Genomic DNA, 24964 nt, shown 5'->3' with positions numbered 1-24964 from the left:
ACTTCGCTTGTAAATTAGATAAACACGCCCGTACAATAAACTCGCCCTCTATTACTATATTTAGAGTTTTTAATCCTATGATTTATTGAAGTATTTATCAATCACATATATAATCATTAATTTCTAACTTTGCCAAGCTTTCTTAAACTTCTCCCAAAGGGTAGAGATTGATTGTTTAACCTCTTTTTTTAACATCCAACCTTGAAAGGCTTTTTCATAATCTTCTCCTTGAGTTTGAAAGGTTTTCCAGCTATTCAAGGCTAAAGGTAAACCAAGAATTACTAAGATATATAATGACCAAGATAAACTACCCGAACCTAAAAAATTTAACAAGAGCAAAAAAGCATTAATAATGCCATAGTTTACAAATTTTTGCTTTAATATTCCGCGTCGATACTGATTGAATTCTACACGCTGAATTAATAAAGCTTTTTGCGCTAACCAATCTTTTTCTGCTACTTGTAAAGATTGAGGATCAATATCTAATTCAGCCGCAATTTCCCATAATTGGGTTCGAGTTAATTCTTCAGTATCACTTTTACGAGCGATCGCTAGGTGAAGAATTTCTTGTACATCTTCTTTGCTGTAAGACTCAGGGATTTTTATATCAGAAACAGACATAATTCACTCATCAATATCAACAGGTGGATAACTTTTCTGGTTGTAATATAGACAACAATAAGACTTACAATAAAACTCTAGAAATGGAGCTTTTTTGTCGGGTCAATTCATGAATTGACTCTACAGATAGTTCTACTGCGTCAGTCATGAACAATCTAACCAGATTCATTTTAGCTACTTTCTATTTTACTGTAAATAATAAAAAATTAGGTTAGCATTTGTTAATGATTCTTGTTATACTCTGTATTATACCTAATTAATGACTTAATTCTACTTTTTTAACCTAATTAGACCAATATCGTCAAGTGTTTAAATTTCTTTCTCTGTGGTTATGTCTTGCTCTGACTATTTTAGGGATAGTCGGATGTGAAAACAAGCAACAAATTTCTGTAGTTGAGACTCCTTCCCCTTCCTTATCCCCTATTTCTGGGACTCCTTCTTTTTCTCCATCTTCTGTTGCAGAACGAAATAAATCATCTAAACTACGACAATTAGGTTTACAGTATCGTCAACAGGGGCGTTATACTGACGCTATTAAAACATTAGAAGAATCAGTTATACTTGATCCTCAAAATCTTTCTGGGTTAGTATTATTAGGTTGGACTCTCCATTTAGCACAACAACCTCAACAAGCAGAAAAAACCTTACAAAAAGCATTACAACTTGATTCTAATCATATTCAAACCCTCAACGCGCTAGGAATTGTTTATTTAGTAGGAGGAAATTTAGAACAAGCAATTATTACTCATACCAAAGCGATTAAACTAAAACCAGATAATGAAATTGCTCACTATAATCTTAGTTTAGCTTATCATCGTCAAGGTGAATATAATTTAGGTTTAACTCATGCAAAAAAGGCAACAATTTTAGAACCTAATAATCCTCATCCTTTTCTTGCTGAAAGCATCATTTATTGGGACTCAGGAGATGAAAATAAGGGAAAACAAAGTTATCGTCAAGCGATTAAATTAGATAATCGTTATCGTCAAGCTAATTTCTTAAGTCATCTTAAAAAAGCCGGATTTACATCAGAACAAATTAAACAAACGCAAAAGATTTTACAGTCTTTATAGTTTTTTGGGGATAGATTTAACTTTTTGACAAGTGTTAGTCTCTACAAGATAACTACATTTTACTAATAGATAGTTATCTTTTCTATCTGTTGCCTCACAAATCACTAAACCTTCTTTATTTTTATCAATTCCCTCACATTTTAAAGCATTTAAACTATTCCCTCTAGCAAATAATCTTAAGTTTTTTTCTGCTGCTTGTCTAATGATTCTAGTCTGGGGATTTTCTAGTAGATTATATAGAGCAATTGTTATGACAATTACCATAATAAGTATACTTAATAACCAGTCAACTAGACTTAATCTTTTGATTGATTTATCAATTAATTTTAGGTTCATAAACAGTTATTTTTATTGATTTAATCTAAATTATAACCTGTAAAACACAAATTGATTTAGAGGCAACTAGAGAAGAAGCTAGAATCTTATGTTATCATCAAAGGATGACTAATCATAATCCAGACTATCTAAGTTAAACAGTTTATTAACCCAATTATGTTATCTTTCACCCTTTCAGAAGTTACTCATTATCGTTCCCAATTAGCTGATTATCCTGACGCTTTGACTGCTTTAGATGAAATAGAAAACTGTGACGGAAATTTAGAAGATGCTGCCATTAATTTAGCCATAAAAGTGGGACAAAGACCTGATCGGACTGACTGGTTAGGAGGGTTAGCAAAACGATATCGGGTAGAAATTTGTCAAACTCATTTACAAGAAGAATTATCTCAAGGAAACTTAATCTCAGTCATTGATCATCTTACTAAAGCTAAAATTGGCCCTGCTATTTTAGTTACTCCTGTGGTATTGTATGTCATGAAAATGGGAGTCAAAGATTTTTGTTCTACTTTGGATGTAAAAACTAATCTCTAGATGAAAATAATCAAGCAAAATTCACAAAATGTAGGATGTGTTCCCAACACATCCCCATCCCTGTTATAGTATTTTCATCTATCAACTTCTCAACCTTCTTTCTCTACTTCTAAAATTAACTATCGTTTTATTAGGTGTCGCTAATGATTCAGAATTAATTGAAAAATGTAATATACTTTTACCCGCGATCGCTAGATTATTAGAATTATAAATAAATTTAACGGTTCTACCGGACAAGTTATGCTAAATTATTACAAATGATAAACCTTAACTCTTAAGAGTTAAGCTATACAAACAAAGGTTGCCTACGCAACCTAGAATTTAGTCTGATAGAACTAATTCACCAATTCATAAAAAGTAGGATGTGTTCCCAACACATCCCCATCCCTGTTATAATTTTATTATCTATCAATCTATCAACCTTCTGTCTCTACTCCTAAAATCAATTGTTGACGATGCACTTTTAACAAATGCAACTCTTGACCTGAAACCTGTTCTAACATCAAAATAACCTGTTCAGGATGTAACATCGTCCCATCATTACGACAACTTCCTATATAGCGCAAAACAGCACTATTATTATCCGTTGATTCTACCGACAAAGAAAATAAGCGATAGCGTAAATTAACCGTTTGTTTTTTCCCTGACTTAGTAGTTTTCTCGTGATTGATCTCAACAGTTTCTAACACATTTGTTACCCAAGTTTGCCAAATTTCAGCAGAAGTTAACCCCTCAGTTTCAACCGTAATCAAATACTCTGCTTTCTCTAATAAACGAGTCGCAGCTAAAGATTTAATCGGCACTTCTTCAACATTATAAATAGGAATATCTGCAGGTAATTGTTTTTCCAAAGCTTGACGAAATACCTCAATATCCATCCATTGAGTTAACTCAAAATCTACAATTTCCCCATTGCTAGTCACTCCCAAAGTTAACGCATTAGCAATAGAAATTCTTGGGCCCGGATGATATCCCCCCGTAAAAGAAATAGGTAAGGCCCCACGACGTACACCCCGATCAAACAACCTCACTAAATCCAAGTGGCTAACCAAGGCCATTTCGCCAATTTTACCAAAAAACACCCGAAACCGTTGTAACCGCTCTTGATTAGCCTGAAACTCACCGCTAAATTGAGGAATTGGTGGGGGTTCCACCACAATATTATGTCCAAAATCTAAGCCACAAACCCCACAATGGGAACAACCATCAAAAGCACAATCAGGAACCGTTGCTGCTTCTAAGGCCCGTTGTAAATCCTCTTTTAACCATTTTTTGTCAATACCCGTATTCACATGATCCCAAGGTAAAGGCCAGTCATAGGTAGGGGTCAACGGCCGTTGACCCTTACTATAAACATCAAAAATATTCCATTCTCCGTTTTCTACTTGACGATATTTCCAACTTAACCCGGCCTCATCAATAGCTTGTTCCCAGGCCCGATAAGCTTTCTCCGTATTTTCCCACCAAGCATCCATACCGGCCCCTAATTCCCAAGCGCGACGAATAACCGAGGATAAACGTCTGTCACCCCGTCCGACAAAATCTTCCATCCCAGAAATACGCACATCCGTATAATTGGCTTTAACTCCCCTTACTTGGCGAAATTCCTCCCTTAACAGGTCTTGTTTTCGTTTAAATTCTGCCGTAGACACGGAATGCCATTGAAAAGGCGTGTGAGGTTTAGGAGTAAAGTTAGAGATGGTAATGGTAAATTGTAGGGGTTTGCGACCGTTTAAACGACATTCTCGACGCAACCAGCGCACTGTTTCCACAATACCAATGACATCAGTATCCGTTTCCCCTGGCAACCCAATCATAAAATAGAGTTTAACCTTATCCCAACCTTGTTCAACGGCAATTTTAATACCTCGTAATAATTCTTCGTTGGTTAACCCTTTATTAATGACATCCCGCATCCTTTGGGTTCCCGCTTCCGGTGCAAAAGTTAAGCCTGACGGACGGTTTCCCCCAATAATGTTAGCGATATTTTCATCAAAACGATCAACCCTTTGACTAGGTAAAGAAAGGTTAATATTTTCGTTTTTGAGACGGTTTTTGATCTCAATACCAACAGATGGAAGTGCTAAATAATCGGAACAACTCAAAGAAAGCAAGGAAAATTCATTATGTCCCGTTTCTCTAATACCTTTTTCAATCGCATCGATCACATCTTCGGGTTGAACATCTCTGGCCGGACGAGTTAACATTCCGGGTTGACAAAAACGACACCCACGAGTACAACCCCGTCGAATTTCTACTACTAAACGATCATGGATAGTTTCAATGTAGGGAACTAACCCAATAGCATAAGCAGGAATAGGAGTCGCTACCCGACGTAAAATACGACTAGGAACATCAACATGATTCGGAATAACCGCACCTTCTGGGGTAACATCATAGAAACGAGGGACATAAACCCCTGGAACTTGGGCCAAATCTAAGAGTAAAGCTTCTTTAGTTAACTGATTTTTCTTTCCTTGTTCGAGAATTAAACCAATTTCGGGTAATAATTCTTCTCCGTCCCCTAAAGCCATAAAATCGAAAAAGTCGGCAAATGGTTCAGGGTTAGAGGTAGCGGTTTGTCCCCCCGCAAAAATCAGAGGATAATTGCCTTGATCTCTTTCTTTCCAGGTTAAAGGAATTTGCGCTAAATGGAGCATTTCTAAGATGTTAGTCGCTCCTAGTTCGTAACTGAGGTTAAATCCCAGAATATCAAAATCTGTGACTGCACGGTGAGATTCTAGGGCAAATAAAGGGGTTTGAGTTTCCTTGAGTTTGGCCGCTAAATCTGGGGCCGGAAGGTAAGCGCGATCGCACAATTGTCTAGGTTGGGCATTTAAGATATTGTAGAGGATAATATGCCCTAAATTAGAGGCTCCGAGTTCGTAAACTTCGGGATAAGTCAACACCCACCGGACGTTAGCGTTTTCCCAAGGTTTATGTTTAGCCCCTAATTCGTTGCCCAAATAACGGGCCGGTTTAACAATTTCAGGGGTAATAAGTTTTTCTATGGCAACTGTCACGAGCGAAACCTCCAGTACTTAGCGGGAGAAGCCTTAGCTTTTCTTAGTATTTGAGTATATATGACTATATTTTTCTATAACGTTTATGATACTCTAAATACCAGAGCGATCGCTAAAATTAGCTATATTTTTAATCATATATAAATTTATTTAATAATTAAAACAAACAACTTTTAAATTACTGATATGCCTAAAAATTGTTCAATTTCCCTTGTCCGAGGCAAAATCCCAAAAAAGTGAGTAACGTAGTTGCGCTCTTTGAGGCACTTGTGATATCATTATGAATGATAATCCCAGGCGTGCTTATACCAAAAAATATTTTTAGATAAAAATCCCTGGTTTTTCCCTTAAAGATAAGTAGTCGGACATAAATAAACAATACTATGTTAAGAAATGTAACTAGGTTGTAACCCCTCTCCGGCGCTCCGGCGCTCCTGCGCTCCCCTGCTCACTTCACCGTAACGTTTATTTTTGTCCAGTTACTTACTAGGTTGACATTTTTGTAACCAAGGTAAATGACAAGACATTAAAATATTCAGTGGATTATAACTATTCTCGCCTGCGTCTTTGCGCCTTTGCGCGAGATTTCAATTATTAAAAGAGAAAAAAGAGCCATTTCTAGTGAAAGGCTCTTTTTTAATAATGAATAATTATCAATTGTCAATTATCAATTATTCATCCTCATCCTCAAACAAATCATCGATAAAATTCTTATCCGAATCAGCATCCATTCCCCAGGGAGTCTCAGCATAAGCACGAGCAATATTATCATCTAAGATCATATGCTCATCGACTTCATCCAAATTATCCACCAACAGACGAGAGGGACGCGCAGAATCATAATTAGAATCACTCAGTGATCGATCATTTTCCCGTCCATACAAAGAAGAACGATTTTTGCCACTTTCCTCACTATTTTCTAAATTCGTTCCCATGATAATATCTTCATGGATATTGTAGCCAGTTCCTGCCGGAATCAAGCGACCAATAATGACATTTTCCTTCAAACCGCGCAACCAATCGGATTTACCCTCAATAGCGGCTTCTGTGAGGACACGAGTAGTCTCTTGGAAAGAAGCGGCACTAATAAAGCTATCCGTATTTAGAGAAGCTTTCGTAATCCCCAATAATACAGGAGTATAACGGGCCGGCGCACCACCCGTAATAGCCATAGCCTCATTAACTTGCTCAACCTGACGCAGTTCCACCAACTCACCTGGTAACATGGTTGTTTCTCCACCATCATCAAGACGAACCTTAGCCGTCATCTGACGAACAATCACCTCAATATGCTTATCAGAAATATCAATCCCTTGAGACTGATAAACCGTTTGCACCTGATTAACCAAGAACTTCTGAGCAGCTTGTAACCCTTTCATGGCTGCTTCATAGACCCCTTCTCGTTCCACATAATAATTAAAGAAAACCTCCAAAATCTCATGAGGATTAGCCGGCCCATCAGTTAAAGGATCTCCCACATCTAGCCGTTGATTATCAGAAACCATAACATTCTGATTGGGCAAAATGGGGTACTCACTAATACTGCCATCATCCTCAATAATTTTCACATCAACACTCTCATCTTCGAGGTATTCCACCTGACAAACACCAGGTTTGCGGGCGAGGACACAAGCTTCCTTCGGTTTGCGGGCCTCTAATAATTCCTCAATCCGAGGCAAACCTTGAATAATATCCCCTGTTTTTGAGCGTTCAAACACCAGTAATACTAAATTGTCCCCACGTTGTACCAAATCCCCATCATCGATGTGTAAAATAGCACCTGCCGATACCCGATAAGGACGAGCTAAACGCAACGTTATCGCATATTCCGAACCACTGGGCTTGACTTCTAACACTTGCCCTGAATCCGAAGCAATGACACCAGGGGCCAACTCAGTAGAAGCTACTACTAGATCACCAGCAGATACTGTCGGTTTTTGGGGAATCACAATGGTTTTACGATCTTCCTCCCTGACAATCAGAACCCGGCGAATTGCTTCTTGGCCGCGCTTAATCCCGCGAACTTCTCCATCCTCTTTACACTGAATCTCCGTTTTAGCTACTACTGAACCTGGGGGAATTTGTTGTCCATCGGTAACTAATACTGTTGTCTCAATTAGACCAGTATAAGGATCATTCTCAAGATCGCGACGTAAGACCAATGATTCCAAAATTACCAACTGAAGACGCTGACAGTCCGACTCCTCATCATTATACAACTCAATATCCGCCGACAAATGGGGCGTAATATCCGACGCAAGACTGGTAATCTCCAATACCAACTGGGTACTTAATAAATGAGTCCCATCCACCGACTTGACCCGTTCTCCATCCTTATAGAACAGACGTTGTACCGATCGCAACTCAATTTGTCGTCCCCCCAGTTCATTAATAGAACCCTGAGAAGGGGCGGCCGGTTCATCAGACACTGGATATTCCATCACGGGACGTAACAACAAGCCCAATCCTTCAGTGCTTTCAATCCATTCAGCCTGACGCAGATCCGTTGTCACCACTCCAGGTAAAACCTCAGTACCAGGAGGAATCAATTGACCGGTTTCTATACCCACCTCATCGGGGTCAAGATCCAGATGAAAATCTCCAGGTTTAACAATAATCTCCCGCAGAATATCATTTTTCTGCACCACTTCGACTACGCCACTTGACTGACAGAAAATATCCTTAACCACTTCTGTGGCCGCTTCAACAAACTGACCGTCTTCTACCTGTAATAAGGAAATATCCTTATTGACCTCATGAGTTTCTTCAGGAATCCACAATAGTGTACCCCCTTTAATCACCTCATAACCGGCCTTACGACTACCCTTAGCGATTTCAATATCCGCATAACGCAGAATCCCTCCTGTCGTTGTTTGATAGCGATCATCAATCAACTCAGCAATAATCGCATGATTTTGGACTTTAGTTTCCGGGGCCGCTTTCAACAAAAAGCGTTGATTATCGGTAGTATGAATCACATATTGATCATGGCCTGAGCTACTTTCCTTACGCACTTCTGAGCGATCTAACAGCACAGAAGCCGTAATAATTTCAATTTCTCGACTATTCGGCTCATGACGTACCACACCGCCCCCAATAGAAGTTAGGCGAGTTTCGGCTAATACCGATCCGACTTTAACCTGGGAACCATTACTCACGACGGATTCAGCACCAGGGGGCAAATTATACACATCCCCAGACAAAACCCAAATTAGGCCCCCCCGTTGAGCAATACGAGTTGTATTCCCCTGACGGTCTGTTTTTTCTTCTGCCACCAAATTAGCAAAGAAAATTTCTCCGGCCAAATTCGTTGAAACGTCCTTAGTTGCTCGTTCTGTTGACTTGGCCACTTTAGCCGATGTTACCTCCGCCAACAACTGATCTTTAATTACAGATTGCCCATTGTCGACAAACAACAAAGATCCCGGTGTGACCGAATAAGTCGTCGATTTTTCTCCCGTCGTCGACACCCAAGTCAAATCACCAGCTACTTCTACCGCAAAGGCATCATCTCCATGTCGAGTCCGAACTTTACGGGTACTCAAACCCTTACCCCATTTGACTTTACCTATATCGGGGGCTTTCTCCTGGCGCGCCACTTCTCCTGTAAATACGCCCCCTGTGTGGAACGTGCGCATGGTTAACTGAGTCCCTGGTTCTCCAATAGATTGAGCCGCAATAATACCTACTGCTTCACCTAGATCTACTTGTTTACCCACTGCCAGACTCCAACCATAACAGGTTTGGCACACAGAACGGGCTGCCTCACAAGTTAAGGGCGATCGCACCATTACCTCGTCCACCTTTTCACTGATGGCCACGGCCAACTCTGGGTCAATACTTTGATTGCGTTTAGCCAATATTTGCCCATCTACTACTATATCTTCTGCTAGTACCCGACCTAACAAACGATCTACTAAGGGAATTTTGACGCGATCGCCGTCTTTCATGGCTGTCACCTTCAGACTGCGACTTGTCCCACAATCTACCTCACGGATAATCACATCCTGAGCTACATCCACCAACCGACGGGTCAAATAACCTGAATCTGCGGTTCGTAGTGCGGTATCTACCAACCCTTTACGGGCCCCATAAGAAGAAATGATATACTCAGTAACCGTCAATCCCTCGCGAAAATTTGTTTTAATGGGTAAATCGATAATTTCCCCTTGAGGATCTGCCATCAGACCCCGCATGCCCACTAACTGGCGCACTTGGCTCATATTCCCTCTTGCACCACTAAAAGCCATCATATAGACGGAATTTAGGGGATCAGTCTCTTGGAAATTACGAATAACCTCATCTTTTAATTCTTCTGAGGTACTATTCCAGGTGTCAATTACCTTTTGAAAACGCTCAACTTCAGTAATTTCTCCTCGTGCATATCGTTCTTGAGTAGTCCGAATTTCTTGTTCAGCACTATCAAGTAAGGCCCGTTTACTTGAGGGAATCTTCAAGTCATCAATGCTTATGGAAACTCCTGCTTTAGTGGCAAAGCGGAAGCCGAGATCTTTGAGGAAATCAGCCATTTGAGCGCTGCGTGCTGAGCCATAATTACGGTAAGTCCAAGCAATTAATTTCTTTAGACGACCTTTATCAACAATGTGGTTATAGAATGTCATGTCAGTTAATAGTTTGAGAAATTATGAATTATGAATTATGAATTATGAATTATGAATTATGAATTATGAATTATGAATTATGAATTATGAATTATGAATTATGAATTATGAATGGGAATAATTGGAGTAAATACTCAATTTAGAAGTTCCCATTTGTCTCCTAATTTATAATTCACTTATCATTCATAATTTCTTCCTAATTGATAATTCATAATTTATCCTTCATAATTAAACCTCTTCTTCTTCGAGATCTTCTGTTGTCAGAGATTCATAAGTAGGACGACTCGGAGTTCGCCGTTGAGTATCTATCATCAAATCCACCTCCACATCTCGACTGGTTCCATCTTCAGCCGTTTCTACTTTATGAACCGCAATATCTAATCCCAGAGATTGTAATTCCCGCATCAAAACCTTAAATGATTCAGGAGTACCAGGGCGAGGGATCGGTTTACCTTTGACGATGGCATTTAAAGCCTCATTACGTCCTTGCATATCGTCAGACTTAACGGTTAACAGTTCTTGCAAAATATAAGCCGCTCCATAAGCTTCTAAGGCCCATACTTCCATCTCTCCAAATCGTTGACCCCCTTGTTGTGCTTTACCCCCTAAAGGCTGTTGCGTCACCAAAGAATAAGGGCCTGTCGAACGCGCATGAATCTTATCATCGACTAAGTGAACCAGTTTCAGCATATAAGCTTCACCCACTGTCACCGGACGATCAAAAGGTTCCCCTGTGCGTCCATCAAATACCTGAATTTTCCCAGGATTTTCCGGGTCATAAATCCAGTTTTTTCGGGGTTTTTTCGCCGCACTTTCTAATAACCCATGAACCGTATTACGGGAAGATTCTTCCCCATACATCTCATCAAAGGGAGTTACCTTAAACCTTACCCCTAAATTTTCTCCGGCCCATCCCAATAAACACTCAAACACTTGTCCCACGTTCATCCTGGAAGGAACACCCAAAGGATTAAGTACAATATCCACCGGACGACCATCGGGTAAATAGGGCATATCCTCAATGGGCAAAATCCGAGAAATAATCCCCTTATTCCCATGACGACCCGCCATTTTATCCCCTACCTGAATCTTCCGTTTTTGGGCCACATAAGACCGGACGACCATATTCGCACCAGGAGGTAACTCATCTCCCTGTTCACGAGTAAAGACCCGTACATCTACCACCCGGCCTTTTTCTCCGTTGGGAACCCGTAGGGAATTATCCCGCACATCCCGCGCTTTTTCGCCGAAAATTGCCCGTAATAGCTTTTCTTCTGGGGGTTGGTCTGATTCTCCTTTGGGAGTCACTTTCCCTACCAAAATATCCCCAGCTTCTACCCAGGCACCTTTACGGATAATGCCCTGTTCATCCAAATGTCTTAAGGCATCTTCCCCTACATTAGGAATTTCACGGGTAATCTCTTCGGGTCCTAATTTCGTTTGTCGTGCCTCAATTTCGTATTTTTCCACGTGAATACTGGTATAAACATCATCATACACCAGCCTTTCACTAATCAGAATCGCATCTTCATAATTATATCCCTCCCAAGGCATATAAGCAACTAAGATATTCTGTCCTAAAGCTAACTCACCCCCTTCTGTGGCCGAACCATCCGCTAATACTTGACCCGGAACCACATCTTCCCCTACATATACGAGGGGCCGTTGATTCAAACAAGTATCCTGGTTAGACCTTTGATACTTCTGCAACAGATAAGTGATCTCTGTGCCATATTTCTCATTGGTTTCAGGGCCTGTTACTTGTACCCGAATTTCGTTAGCATCCACATAAGTCACTATCCCTTCCGTCCGAGACACAATCACCATCCCTGAATCTCGCGCCGCTTGGGCCTCTAAACCTGTCCCCACTAAAGGACGTTCTGGCCGCAAGAGGGGAACCGCTTGACGCTGCATATTAGACCCCATTAAGGCCCTGTTAGCGTCATCATGTTCTAAGAAGGGAATCATAGAGGTCGCTACGGACACGATTTGCACGGGAGAAACCGCCACATAATCTACCTGTTCGGGACTGGTGGTGGAAAATTCCTGACGGTAGCGAATTGGCACCAATTCCCCTAGAATATTACCGTCTTCATCGGTGGCTAAATCTCCTGGGGCAACCCGACGATCATCTTCTTCGTCTGCGGTTAAATAAACTGGGTCTAAATCTCGTCTGGCCCGGGCATTTTCTACTTTATAGTAAGGGGTTTCTATAAATCCGTATTGATTTACCCGCGCATAAGTGGCCAAAGAACCAATTAATCCTGCGTTGGGCCCTTCAGGGGTTTCTACCGGACAAATTCGTCCATGATGAGAAGGGTGAATATCCCGTACCGCAAATCCGGCCCTTTCTCTGGTTAGTCCTCCTGGCCCTAATGCTGAAATCCGCCGTTTATGGGTTAATTCGGCTAAAGGATTCGTTTGATCCATAAATTGGGACAGTTGAGATGACCCGAAAAATTCTTTAATGGCTGCCACTAAAGGTTTAGGATTGACTAGGGACGCAGGAGTCAAACTATCGGACTCACTGACGGTCATCCGTTCCCGAATAATCCGTTCTAAGCGATTTAACCCGACTCTGACCTGATTTTGTAGCAATTCTCCCACGGAACGCACCCGACGGTTCCCTAAATGGTCAATATCGTCAACATTTCCTGTGTCAAATTCTAAGTTAATCAGGTAGTCAATGGCGCATAAAATGTCTGTCGGTTGCAGTACTCGAATGGTATCAGCTACACTAAGACGCAATTTTTTATTGAGTTTATATCGTCCAACTCGCCCTAAATCATAGCGTTTACAGTCAAAAAAGCGAGATTCGAGCAGTTGTTGTCCCCCACTGACTGTCGGGGGTTCCCCTGGTCTTAATTTCCGGTACAATTCTAGTAGTGCATCTTCTTCGGTAGGATTTCCTTCTTTATCTAATGTCCGTTGATAAAATTCGGGATGACGTAAGGAGTCGAGAATCTCATTGTCACTTAACCCAATAGCTTTTAATAATACTTGGGCTGATAATTTACGGGTTTTGTCAATTCTTACCCAAACTAAGCCATTTTTATCGGTTTCAAATTTTAACCAGGCCCCCCGGTTCGGAATCAATGATGCTGAATAAGTCCGTCGTCCATTTTTATCAATTTCTGCTTTATAGTAAACTCCTGGAGAACGAACAATTTGGTTAACAATTACTCGTTCGGCTCCATTAATAATAAATGTACCCCGATCTGTCATCAAGGGTAAATCCCCAATAAAGACTTCTTGTTCTTTAATTTCCCCAGTTTCTTTATTAATTAAACGAGTAGGTACATACATCTGCACGGAATAGGTACTATCCCGTCTTTTTGCCTCATCAACGTCATATTTAGGTTCTTTTAGTTTGTAATTTTCCCCTAAAAAATGGAGTTCCAATTTTCCTGTATAGTCAGTAATTGGAGAAAAACTATTGAGTTCTTCAATCAGTCCTTCTTCCAGAAACCAACGAAAACTAGAGTGTTGAATTTCGATTAAATCAGGGAGCAAGTTATAGTTATAGACTAGATTAGACATTGGGTTTAATCAATATAAGGTACTGGTTATCAATTAACAATTGATTGATTTAAGTTTTTCAATTGTTTATTATTCATTGTTTATTGTTGAAGAAACTGTCTTAGGAATTAATTGATAATTGAAACAGTTGACAGGCATTTTCGGTGGTTTGTTGGGCTAGAATATCTAAGGGAACCTCTCGTAATTGGGCTAAAAATTCAGCGACATGACGAACATATGCTGGTTCATTGCGTTTTCCTCGTTTGGGGACAGGGGCCAAAAAAGGACAGTCAGTTTCAATTAATAAGCGATCGCTAGGTACTATTTTGGCACTTTCTTGAATCTCTTGGGCTTTCTTAAAGGTGACAATACCACTAAAACTAATATAAAACCCCAGATCTAAAAATCTTTGGGTTTCTTCGGGTGTTCCACTCCAACAGTGCATGACTCCTCTGACTGGCCCCACCTCCTGCCAAAATGAGGTTAATATGTCCTCTAACTCAGTTGCCGCATCCCGACAATGAATAATAATGGCTTTATCAAGTTCTTTGGCGATCGCCAGTTGGGACTCAAATACTTGTTTTTGCCATTCTCGGTTATCGGCTTTAAAATAATCGAGTCCCATTTCTCCGATGGCAACTACCCGCCGATCTGAGGTAGCATAGGCTTGGATCTCCTTGGCGGTGTTTTCTGTCCATTTGTGGGCATCTAGGGGGTGTAAACCCACTGCAAAGGAGATTTCCTCAAAGCGATCGGCTAGACTTTGGATACCCTTAAATTCGGCGGGTTCTACGCAAGAATGAACCAGGTGAACTACTTCCGCTTGTTGCCAACGTTCTCGTAAGGAGTCTAACTCTTTCTCGAAAACGTTAAAGTTAATGTGAACATGGGTATCAATGAGTCGCATCGGCCTCCTAAGTGCGATGAAAAGCCATACTGTTAAGGGTCAGGCAAAAGGCTATTGCAACAAAGTACTAATTCCTAACCTTAATGTGTATGCTATGACAGGGTAACGATTAGCTTAAGAAGCTACGGCTACTGTTTTGAGTACCCTTGCTAGACGGGACTTCTTGCGATCGCCATTGTTACGGTGTAAGACTTTGGTTTTGACAGCTTTGTCAATTTTGCTATAAGCTGCTGACATAGATTGCTGAACCACTGTCAGATTATCTGGGGTTGGACTAGCCGCATAAGTTTCAACGGCTTGGAAATATTTTTTCATGAGGGTTCTTACCGCCGACTTGTAGTTTTTGTTACGGACTCGGTTACGTTCGGCGATATCAATACGTTTAATTGCAGACTTTGAGTTAGCCACAGTCTTCTCTAGAATAGGTTACTTAGGTTAATGATGCTGATTATGTTCGGAATAGATATTATAGCAAGGTTTTGCTCTCTATGGCAAGTTGGGTAAATTTTTTTTTGACAGTGATAACCTGAGTTCGAGATCTGGCGATTTTGGTGGACAACTTGTCAAAATTAGGAGTCTGGCAACCCTTATTCTATCGTTGGAACAATTATAATTCATAATTCATAATTGATAATTCATAATTGATAATTCATAATTCATAATTCATAATTCATAATTGATAATTGATAATTCATAATTCATAATTCATAATTCTGTTATGTTATTTAATGATCTACCAAGCTCTCAACTTTTAATCAAGAGTACATTCATTCAAAATCATGACCACTACTAACTTCACAGGTGATACTGCGGTTAATGATGCACCAACAGTTGATCCCATATTCAATTCTCCCCAAACCAACCCCTTCGGACTGACGGATGTGGGGATTTTTGCTACACCCACCTTTGCCGATATCGATGGGGATGGGGACTTGGATGCTTTTGTGGGTGCTGATGACGGCAATACCCGGTTCTACCGCAACACGGGAACGGGGTCTGCTCCCAGCTTCACCCTTGAGGCCACCAACCCCTTCGGACTGACGGATGTGGGGTATAATTCTGCACCCACCTTTGCCGATATCGATGGGGATGGGGATTTGGATGCTTTTGTGGGGGACACATACGGCAATACCCTGTTCTACCGCAACACGGGAACGGGGTCTGCTCCCAGCTTCACCCTTGAGGCCACCAACCCCTTCGGACTGACGGATGTGGAGGATTTGGCTAAACCCACCTTTGCCGATATCGATGGGGATGGGGATTTGGATGCTTTTGTGGGTGCTGATAACGGCAATACCCGGTTCTACCGCAACACGGGAAGCGAGTCTGCTCCCAGCTTCACCCTTGAGGCCACCAACCCCTTCGGACTGACGGATGTGGGGATTTTTGCTACACCCACCTTTGCCGATATCGATGGGGATGAGGACTTGGATGCTTTTGTGGGTGAGCGTTTCGGCAATACCGTGTTCTACCGCAACACGGGAACGGGGTCTGCTCCCAGCTTCACCTTTGAGGGCACCAACCCCTTCGGATTGACGGATGTGGGGTTTTATGCTACCCCCACCTTTGCCGATATCGATAATGATGGGGACTTGGATGCTTTTGTGGGTACTGTTGAAGGCAATACCCTGTTCTTCGAGAATATTGCCCCTACTACCCCAGTTAATAATGCCCCCACAGGTTCACCAACTGCTACTTTAAGCAACACGAATGAAGATACACCTATCACGATTACAGCAGCTAACTTATTAGCAGGGTTTAGCGATGTAGATGGTGATACCCTCTCAGTTGTCAACTTAACTGCTAATAACGGCACTTTAGTTGATAACGGTAATGGGACTTATACTTTCACCCCAACTGCTAACTTTAATGGTACTGTCACCCTTACCTACGATGTGACTGATGGTACGGCAACCTTAGGCGGTGAAACCCAAACCTTCTCCGTGACTGCGGTTAATGATGCACCCATACCCACAGTTGATCCCATATTCAATTCTCCCCAAACCAACCCCTTCGGACTGACGGATGTGGGGTATCGTGCTACACCCACCTTTGCCGATATCGATGGGGATGGGGACTTGGATGCTTTTGTGGGGGAACTATACGGAAATACTAGATTCTACCGCAACACGGGAACGGGGTCTGCTCCCAGCTTCACCCTTGAAGCCACCAACCCCTTCGGACTGACGGATGTGGGGTATAATTCTGTACCCACCTTTGCCGATATCGATGGGGATGGGGATTTGGATGCTTTTGTGGGTGCTAATGACGGCAATACTATATTCTACCGCAACACGGGAACGGGGTCTGCTCCCAGCTTCACCCTTGAGGCCACCAACCCCTTCGGACTGACGAATGTGGGGATTTTTGCTACACCCACCTTTGCCGATATCGATGGGGATGGGGACTTGGATGCTTTTGTGGGTGCTGATGACGGCAATACTATATTCTACCGCAACACGGGAACGGGGTCTGCTCCCAGCTTCACCCTTGAGGCGACCAACCCCTTCGGACTGACGGATGTGGGGTATAATTCTACACCCACCTTTGCCGATATCGATGGGGATGGGGACTTGGATGCTTTTGTGGGGAACAGATACGGAACTACTATATTCTACCGCAACACGGGAACGGGGTCTGCTCCCAACTTCACCCTTGAGGCCACCAACCCCTTCGGACTGACGGATGTGGGGTATAATTCTACACCCACCTTTGCCGATATCGATGGGGATGGGGACTTGGATGCTTTTGTGGGTGAGAATTTCGGCAATACCCTGTTCTTCGAGAATGACCCTACTACCCCAGTTAATAATGCCCCCACAGGTTCACCCACTGCCACTTTAAGCAACACGAATGAAGATACACCTATCACGATTACAGCAGCTAACTTATTAGCAGGGTTTAGCGATGTAGATGGTGATACCCTCTCAGTTGTCAACTTAACTGCTAATAACGGCACTTTAGTTGATAACGGTAATGGGATTTATACTTTCACCCCAACTGCTAACTTTAATGGTACTGTCACCCTTACCTACGATGTGACTGATGGTACGGCAACCTTAGGCGGTGAAACCCAAACCTTCTCCGTGACTGCGGTTAATGATGCACCCATACCCACAGTTGATCCCATATTCAATTCTCCCCAAACCAACCCCTTCGGACTGACGGATGTGGGGTATCGTGCTACACCCACCTTTGCCGATATCGATGGGGATGGGGACTTGGATGCTTTTGTGAGTGAAAGATACGGCAATACCCTGTTCTACCGCAACACGGGAACGGGGTCTGCTCCCAGCTTCACCTTTGAGGCCACCAACCCCTTCGGACTGACGGATGTGGGGAATAATTCTGCACCCACCTTTGCCGATATCGATGGGGATGGGGACTTGGATGCTTTTGTCGGGGACGTATACGGCAATACTATATTCTACCGCAACACGGGAACGGGGTCTGCTCCCAGCTTCACCCTTGAGGCCACCAACCCCTTCGGACTAACGGATGTGGGGTATTTGGCTACACCCACCTTTGCCGATATCGATGGGGATGGGGACTTGGATGCTTTTGTGGGTGAAAGATACGGCAATACCCTATTCTACCGCAACACGGGAACGGGGTCTGCTCCCAGCTTCACCCTTGAGGCCACCAACCCCTTCGGACTGACGGATGTGGGGTATAATTCTACACCCACCTTTGCCGATATCGATGGGGATGGGGACTTGGATGCTTTTGTGGGGGAACTATACGGCAATACTATATTCTACCGCAACACGGGAACGGGGTCTGCTCCCAACTTCACCCTTGAGGCCACCAACCCCTTCGGACTGACGGATGTGGGGTATTTGGCTACACCCACCTTTGCCGATATCGATGGGGATGGGGACTTGGATGCTTTTGTGGGTGAAAGATACGGCAATACCCTGTTCTTCGAGAATATATCGGGTGTTAAAGCTACTTTAAGCGATACTGCTGAAGATACAGCCATTATCATTTATGCGGCTGACTTATTAGCAGGGTTTAGCGATGTAGATAGTGATACCTTATCCGTAGTCGGTTTAACTTCCAATAACGGCACTTTAGTTGATAACGGTAATGGAACTTATACTTTCACCCCAACTGCTAACTTTAATGGTGCAGTTAATCTAACGTACGGTGTGAGTGATGGTACGGCAACCTTAGCCGGTCAAAGCCAAACCTTCTCTGTAACGCCCGTTAATGATGCTCCTGTTGGTTCACCAACTGCTACTTTAAGCAATACGGCTGAAGATACACCTATCACGATTACAGCAGCTAACTTATTAGCAGGGTTTAGCGATGTAGATGGTGATACCTTATCCGTAGTCGGTTTAACTTCCAATAACGGCACTTTAGTTGATAACGGTAATGGAACTTATACTTTCACCCCAACTGCTAACTTTAATGGTGCAGTTAATCTAACGTACGGTGTGAGTGATGGTACGGCAACCTTAGCCGGTCAAAGTCAAACCTTCTCTGTAACGCCCATTAATGATGCTCCTGTTGGTTCACCAACTGCTACTTTAAGCAATACGGCTGAAGATACAGCTATCACGATTACAGCAGCTAACTTATTAGCAGGGTTTAGCGATGTAGATGCTGGTGATACCTTATCCGTAGTCGGTTTAACTTCCAATAACGGTGCATTAGTCAACAACGGTAATGGGACTTATACTTTCACCCCAACTGCTAACTTTAATGGTGCAGTTAATCTAACCTACGGTGTGAATGATGGTACGGCAACCTTAGCCGGTCAAAGCCAAACCTTCTCTGTAACACCCGTTAATGATGCTCCTGTTGGTGTTAACGACACTGCTACCACTGCCTTCAATACTGCCGTCACTATCCAAGCTAGTACCCTACTGGCTAATGATACCGATGTTGATAACAGCGTCTTGAGTATCACTGGTGTCAGTGGTGTCACTAACGGCACTGCAGTACTTAACAATAATGGCACTGTCAGCAACACCGCAGATGATTATATTGTCTTTACCCCAACTACTAGATTCAGTGGTAATGCCAGCTTTAACTACACCCTCAGTGATGGTAGTTTGACTGGTACTGCTGCCGTTACGGTGGCTGTCGGTAGCTGCCTTACAGGTACTAACAAACCAGATAACCTGGTTGGTGGTAATGGTAACGATATCCTCAACGGTGGCAATAGTAACGATACCCTCGACGGTGGTAATGGTAACGATACTCTATACGGCGGTAATAGCAACGATATCCTCTATGGTGGTAGCGGCAACGATGTCCTCAACGGCGGTAATGGTGAGGACCTCTTGTATGGCGGTATTGGCAACGATGTCCTCAACGGCGATAATGGCAAAGATACCCTTTATGGTGGTCTTGGCAATGATACCCTCACCGGTGGCAACGCTCAAGATGTATTTGCCTATACTGGTGGGGATGGTTCTGATACCATTACTGACTTCGTTAGGGGTGAAGATAAAATCGGACTGTATAACGGTTTGAGCTTCAGGCAACTGAATTTCTCAGGAAGCACTATTCGGGTGGCTTCCACTAATGAAATTTTGGCAACCCTGACTGGTATTAATACCACGACCCTAATTGCGGCCGATTTCGTCAACATTTAGGATTACAGGCTGTTCTGGTTCTTGGTGGGGCATAGATTTTGCCTCACCTTGAGCCGTATTTCTGTACCTGTGATGTGTCCTAAGTTCTGCATCATAATTTGTGCATTTTGTCAAATTTATTTTTTCTGTAGCAGCATTAACTTTCCGGTTCTACCCCTAAAGCGAGTAATTGTTGCGCTAAGCAATCGGCTCGTTCTTGACTGGTTAACAACAGATTACCATCAAAATTCCACCATCGTAACCAAGAAAATTGTTGATTTTGGTATTCCCCTTGCCAAATTCCTAACTCTATTTTTAACGGTTCAATAAGATAATGACCGTATGGTCAGGTAAGTTATTAGCCCAATCTATCGTTGAGGAAGTTTCGTGATCAGTGGTTGATGGTTGTACTGTGTGAGAAATTGAACTCATTTTCATTCCTCAAGATTTTAATATTGCTAATTATTCTAGCTCAAGTAATTAGATTTGGGATGGGTTGGGAACCCATCCTACTTAGGTTAACTAGGGTTTTTTCGATACCAATCAATGGTATTTTTTAAGCCTTGTTTAAACTCAATTTGAGCCGTAAATCCAAAGTATTCTTTTGCTCTTGTTGTATCTAAACAACGTCTAGGTTGTCCATTTGGTTTATCGGTTTCCCAAATAATTTCTCCTTCAAATTCCATTAATTCACAAATTAATTCAACTAAATTACGAATAGAAATTTCATAATTTGTGCCTAAATTAATCGGTTCTGAATCATTATAGAGTTGAGTGGCAATAACAATTCCTCTGGCCGCATCTGTAGAATAAAGAAACTCTCTAGTTGGGGAACCATCACCCCAAACAGGAATTTGTTTATCCCCTCGTTGTTGAGCTTCATAAACCTTACGAATTAAAGCAGGAATTACATGAGAACTACGAGGATCAAAATTATCTTCTGGCCCATACAAATTGACCGGAAGTAAATAAATTCCATTAAATCCATATTGTTGACGATAGGATTGTAATTGCACTAATAAGGCTTTTTTTGCTATTCCATAAGGGGCATTAGTTTCTTCAGGATAGCCATTCCACAGATCATCTTCTTTAAAGGGAACCGGAGTAAAATTAGGATAGGCACAAATCGTCCCCACACAAACAAACTTGGCGACTCCGGCTTGATAAGCAGCATGAATTAACTGAGTCCCCATCATCAGGTTATCATAGAATAATTCGGCTGGTTTTTCTCGATTAAGTCCAATTCCCCCTACATGAGCCGCCAAATGAATAATAATATCTTGTTCAAGTACGGCCTGCTGACAGTTGTCTAATTGTCGTAAATCACACTCACTCGAACGAGGAACGGTGATTTTATCGAGATTGGCCCCCGTTTGGATCAACTGTTTTATAACTTGTTTTCCCAGAAAGCCTGCGCCTCCTGTGACTAAAATTCGTTTATTACTTAAGTCCAGCATTTTTGTTACTCGTAATAGAATTAGTCCACCATGACGCTCATGGGTTGACGAACATAAGCATTGTCTTGTAATAATAACCGTTTGTCATTAGCCGTCTGATTGGGAGAGGATAGTCCTAATGCAGCTAAATCAGCTTCTACCATTAAATGGACTAATTCTTCAAAAGTTACCGAGGGTTCCCAACCCAGTTGTTTTTTGGCTTTTGTGGGATCTCCTATGAGTAATTCTACTTCAGCCGGACGTAAATAACGCTCGTCAAAGTCAACAGAATCTTCCCAATTAAGATTGACGTAATTAAAAGAAATATCCAGAAATTCCCGAATTGAATGGGTTTCTCCAGTGGCGATGACATAATCATCGGCGGTTTCTTGTTGCAGCATTAGCCACATAGCCCGCACATAATCTTTAGCGTAGCCCCAATCTCTTTTAGAATCAAGATTCCCTAAAAATAGTTTATTTTGGGTTCCGGCGACGATACGAGCGATCGCACGGGTAATTTTTCGGGTGACGAAGGTTTCCCCACGACGAGGAGATTCATGGTTGAATAAAATGCCGTTACAGGCGAATAAATCGTAAGATTCTCGATAATTAAGGGTTTGCCAATGGGCGTAAACTTTGGCGCAAGCGTAGGGACTGCGGGGATAAAAGGGAGTGGTTTCTTTTTGGGGGATGTCTTGGACTTTACCAAACATTTCTGATGATCCAGCTTGATAGAAACGAACTTCAATCCCTGTACGTTGTTGATAGTCTCGAATGGCTTCTAAGAGGCGTAATGCTCCCATTCCTACTGAGTCTACCGTATATTCTGGGGAATCAAAACTGACCCGAACATGAGACTGGGCCCCTAAATTGTAAATTTCCAGGGGTTTAACTTCTTCTAGAATGCGCCGTAGGGTTGTTCCATCGGTTAAGTCTCCATAATGGAGAAATAATTTGGCATCGGTATTATGAGGATCAATGTAAATATGATCAATACGATCTGTGTTAAAAGTAGAGCTACGACGAATGATTCCATGAACCTCATAGCCTTTTTCTAATAATAATTCACTCAGATATGATCCATCTTGACCGGTAATACCTGTAATTAGGGCGCGTTTGGCTTGACTCATTAGTTAGTTATCCTAAACTTAAAAACAATGATTAACTTTAGTTAAATGGTGGGTTTAATTATTTACTTTACTCTAAAGAGAACCCCCCGTCTATCCAACAAAAAGGTAGGGGTCAACGGCCGTTGACCCCTAAAAATAGCTTATCCTTACAGAAAATCAGGGTGTACTTGTTGATTCACTAGGAAAATAATTCTTAGTAAGCCCCATTATTTTTAGGAAAGACGACAACTCCAATAGTTTTAAAGATGATCCAAATATCCATTAACCAATTACGAGCATTGACGTAATAAACATCAATTTGCACTCGCTCAGGATAAGGAATATCATTGCGTCCTGACACCTGCCATAAACCTGTAATTCCGGGACGAATTGTCAAAACTTTTTCAATTCTGTTACCGTATTTACAGAGTTCTTCGGGGACTAAGGGACGGGGGCCAACAACACTCATATCTCCTTTAAGAACGTTCCAAAATTGAGGAAATTCATCTAAGCTAGTTAAGCGTAGAAATTTGCCAATCCAAGTAATACGGGGATCTTCCCTAAGTTTAAAGTTATCTTCAAACTCAGCCCGCATTTGAGGGGAGTTAGCCATCATGACGGCTAATACTTCATCAGCATTTTCCACCATAGTTCGGAATTTAATACAACCGAACTTCTTAAAATTCTTACCGGCCCTTTCTTGAGTGTAAAAAATTGGGCCAGGGGAACTAATGGTAATTAACAACCCCAATAATAAATAAAGGGGAGAAAAGAAAGTTAAAACAAATAAGGAAAAAACAATATCAAATAATCGTTTGGCAACAGTTCCATCTAATAGGGTTTGAGACCATGATTTTTGATATCTTCTTTGGGAAAGGGAGGTCGGTAAACCTCGTCTCATCAAAGCTTGTAAAGCTTTGACAGAAATAAATTGGCTATTAGCAGTCATCTTACTCCTTCACATCACATCACACACACCACACTTTTATGATCATAAAACCAGAACAGGTCAATCATGACAATTCTGGTCAAAAAGATCAAACATTCGTTGTCGTTTTGGTTGAGAACCACTCCTGACAACAGCTTTCTAAGAACGCTAAATAAGACGTTTCAAAGATTTTTGGAGTAAACCGGGCTGCCTGTCGACGACAGCTATATGGATCAATTTGATGCTGAAACTTCTCAAAAGTTTCAACTGTTTCTACTAGAGATTGACTCGTTTGGGGTGTAAACAAGACCCCTGTCCCGTTTTCTGGACTTTGACGAATATCAATTACAGTTTCTAAAGCACCTCCACCTCCATAAGCAATAACCGGGGTTCCACAAGCTTGAGCTTCAACTAAAGCAATACCAAAATCTTCACAAGCGGCATAGACAAAGGCTTTTGCTTGAGCCATATATTGCTCAACTACTTCATCAGATTGCGCTCCCAAGACTTTGATATTAGATTGAGCCATTTGGCGAATTAATGGGAAATCGGGTCCGTCACCAATAATAACTAAAGGATAACCCAATTGATTAAATGCTCGCACTATTAATGCAATTTTTTTATAACTTACTAAGCGAGAGACGGTTAAATAATAATCTTGCTTATGGGGGGTCAAGGGGAAACGTTCTAGGTTGACGGGAGGATAAATAACTTTAGCCTCACGACGATAACAACGCCATATCCGTCGGGCCGTATGTTGGGAGTTGGCGATAAAATAATCAACTCGGTTAGCAGAAATCACATCCCATTGCCGTAAACGGTGTAACAAATAACGAGTCAATAGACCGGGTATTCCTTGTCCCATCCGAGAATGATTGAGATAATCAAAGGTCAAGTCCCAAGCATAACGCATGGGAGTATGACAGTAACAAATATGAAGTTGTCCAGGACTGGTGATAATTCCTTTCGCTACCGCATGGGAAGACGACAGAATCACATCATAGTCTCGTAAATCAAGTTGTTCGATCGCTAAGGGCAGTAAAGGTAGGTATTTTTGTACACCATTACTAGCCAAGGGGAAATGTTGTAAAAAGGTGGTGCCGATAGAGCGTTGATAAAGATAGCTCTGGGGGTTAGAGGATTCAAAATCAATCAGAGCATAGATATCCGCCTCAACGTGGCTTAGAATCTCTTGTACGACTAATTCTGACCCTCCTGTTGCTTTAGGGGTTAACCACTCATGAACCAGAGCATATCTCATAACAATT

Annotated in this window: 15 protein-coding genes and 1 pseudogene; 4 read left to right on the top strand and 12 right to left on the bottom strand. The window is 41.9% G+C overall.

Going from position 1 to position 24964, the window contains the following annotated elements; translation table 11 throughout:
- Nucleotides 1-123: 123 nt before the first annotated feature.
- Nucleotides 124-621 (bottom strand): 2TM domain-containing protein, encoded by a 498-nt coding sequence (locus AsFPU1_RS13450; protein ID WP_124971013.1) that lies wholly within the window; start codon nt 619-621, stop codon nt 124-126.
- A 305-nt stretch (nt 622-926) separates the two neighbouring features.
- Here AsFPU1_RS13450 and AsFPU1_RS13445 point away from each other — a divergent pair, with 305 nt between their 5' ends.
- Nucleotides 927-1694, top strand: coding sequence for a tetratricopeptide repeat protein (locus tag AsFPU1_RS13445; RefSeq protein ID WP_124971016.1), 768 nt, complete (start codon nt 927-929; stop codon nt 1692-1694).
- Here the strand turns inward: AsFPU1_RS13445 and AsFPU1_RS13440 are convergent.
- On the bottom strand, nt 1689-2030 hold the full coding sequence (locus tag AsFPU1_RS13440; RefSeq protein ID WP_124971019.1) for a hypothetical protein: 342 nt from the start codon (nt 2028-2030) through the stop codon (nt 1689-1691). The genes AsFPU1_RS13445 and AsFPU1_RS13440 overlap by 6 nt on opposite strands.
- A 156-nt stretch (nt 2031-2186) precedes the next feature.
- Between AsFPU1_RS13440 and AsFPU1_RS13435 the strand changes: the two genes are divergently transcribed.
- Both AsFPU1_RS13435 and AsFPU1_RS22705 read left to right on the top strand, forming a co-directional pair.
- Nucleotides 2187-2564 (top strand): hypothetical protein, encoded by a 378-nt coding sequence (locus AsFPU1_RS13435; RefSeq protein WP_124971022.1) that lies wholly within the window; start codon nt 2187-2189, stop codon nt 2562-2564.
- A gap of 37 nt (nt 2565-2601) precedes the next feature.
- The gene (locus AsFPU1_RS22705) at nt 2602-2775 is read left to right on the top strand and encodes a hypothetical protein (RefSeq protein ID WP_172957413.1); all 174 of its coding nucleotides are present in this window, start codon (nt 2602-2604) and stop codon (nt 2773-2775) included.
- Between the two features lie 205 nt (nt 2776-2980).
- On the opposite strand, the gene AsFPU1_RS13430 is transcribed toward AsFPU1_RS22705, so the two are convergent.
- The 5 genes from AsFPU1_RS13430 to rpsT all read right to left on the bottom strand — a co-directional run bounded on the left by AsFPU1_RS13430 (nt 2981) and on the right by rpsT (nt 15043).
- Nucleotides 2981-5587, bottom strand: a complete 2607-nt coding sequence (locus AsFPU1_RS13430; protein WP_124971026.1) for a TIGR03960 family B12-binding radical SAM protein — start codon at nt 5585-5587, stop codon at nt 2981-2983.
- Nucleotides 5588-6258: 671 nt separating this feature from the next.
- Nucleotides 6259-10209, bottom strand: a complete 3951-nt coding sequence (locus tag AsFPU1_RS13425) for a DNA-directed RNA polymerase subunit beta' (protein ID WP_124971030.1) — start codon at nt 10207-10209, stop codon at nt 6259-6261.
- Nucleotides 10210-10437: 228 nt separating this feature from the next.
- Nucleotides 10438-13749 (bottom strand): DNA-directed RNA polymerase subunit beta, encoded by a 3312-nt coding sequence (gene rpoB / locus AsFPU1_RS13420; protein ID WP_124971033.1) that lies wholly within the window; start codon nt 13747-13749, stop codon nt 10438-10440.
- Nucleotides 13750-13849: 100 nt separating this feature from the next.
- Complete coding sequence (locus tag AsFPU1_RS13415) at nt 13850-14635, bottom strand: TatD family hydrolase (RefSeq protein WP_124971038.1); 786 nt, start codon at nt 14633-14635, stop codon at nt 13850-13852.
- 114 nt (nt 14636-14749) lie between these two features.
- Nucleotides 14750-15043 (bottom strand): 30S ribosomal protein S20, encoded by a 294-nt coding sequence (gene rpsT, locus AsFPU1_RS13410; RefSeq protein ID WP_124971041.1) that lies wholly within the window; start codon nt 15041-15043, stop codon nt 14750-14752.
- A gap of 371 nt (nt 15044-15414) precedes the next feature.
- Between rpsT and AsFPU1_RS13405 the strand changes: the two genes are divergently transcribed.
- Nucleotides 15415-20244: a beta strand repeat-containing protein gene (locus AsFPU1_RS13405; protein WP_125061121.1), complete on the top strand. Its 4830-nt coding sequence runs from the start codon at nt 15415-15417 to the stop codon at nt 20242-20244.
- A gap of 136 nt (nt 20245-20380) precedes the next feature.
- On the opposite strand, the pseudogene AsFPU1_RS23145 reads toward AsFPU1_RS13405, so the two are convergent.
- From AsFPU1_RS23145 to AsFPU1_RS13380, 5 genes and pseudogenes are all read right to left on the bottom strand, one after another.
- Nucleotides 20381-20563, bottom strand: a pseudogene (locus AsFPU1_RS23145) (Uma2 family endonuclease); the annotation flags it as partial.
- Nucleotides 20564-20741: 178 nt separating this feature from the next.
- Complete coding sequence (locus tag AsFPU1_RS13395) at nt 20742-21680, bottom strand: GDP-L-fucose synthase family protein (RefSeq protein ID WP_124971044.1); 939 nt, start codon at nt 21678-21680, stop codon at nt 20742-20744.
- Between the two features lie 20 nt (nt 21681-21700).
- Entirely contained in the window at nt 21701-22789 is a 1089-nt protein-coding gene (gene gmd / locus AsFPU1_RS13390) for a GDP-mannose 4,6-dehydratase (protein WP_124971047.1), read from the bottom strand.
- A 193-nt stretch (nt 22790-22982) separates the two neighbouring features.
- Nucleotides 22983-23717, bottom strand: coding sequence for an undecaprenyl-phosphate galactose phosphotransferase family protein (locus AsFPU1_RS13385; RefSeq protein ID WP_124971050.1), 735 nt, complete (start codon nt 23715-23717; stop codon nt 22983-22985).
- An 88-nt stretch (nt 23718-23805) separates the two neighbouring features.
- Complete coding sequence (locus AsFPU1_RS13380) at nt 23806-24957, bottom strand: glycosyltransferase (protein ID WP_124971053.1); 1152 nt, start codon at nt 24955-24957, stop codon at nt 23806-23808.
- Nucleotides 24958-24964: the final 7 nt, after the last annotated feature.

This window comes from Aphanothece sacrum FPU1, assembly GCF_003864295.1.
Lineage (GTDB): Bacteria > Cyanobacteriota > Cyanobacteriia > Cyanobacteriales > Microcystaceae > Aphanothece_B > Aphanothece_B sacrum.
This window is presented reverse-complemented; position numbering and strand designations above follow the sequence as displayed.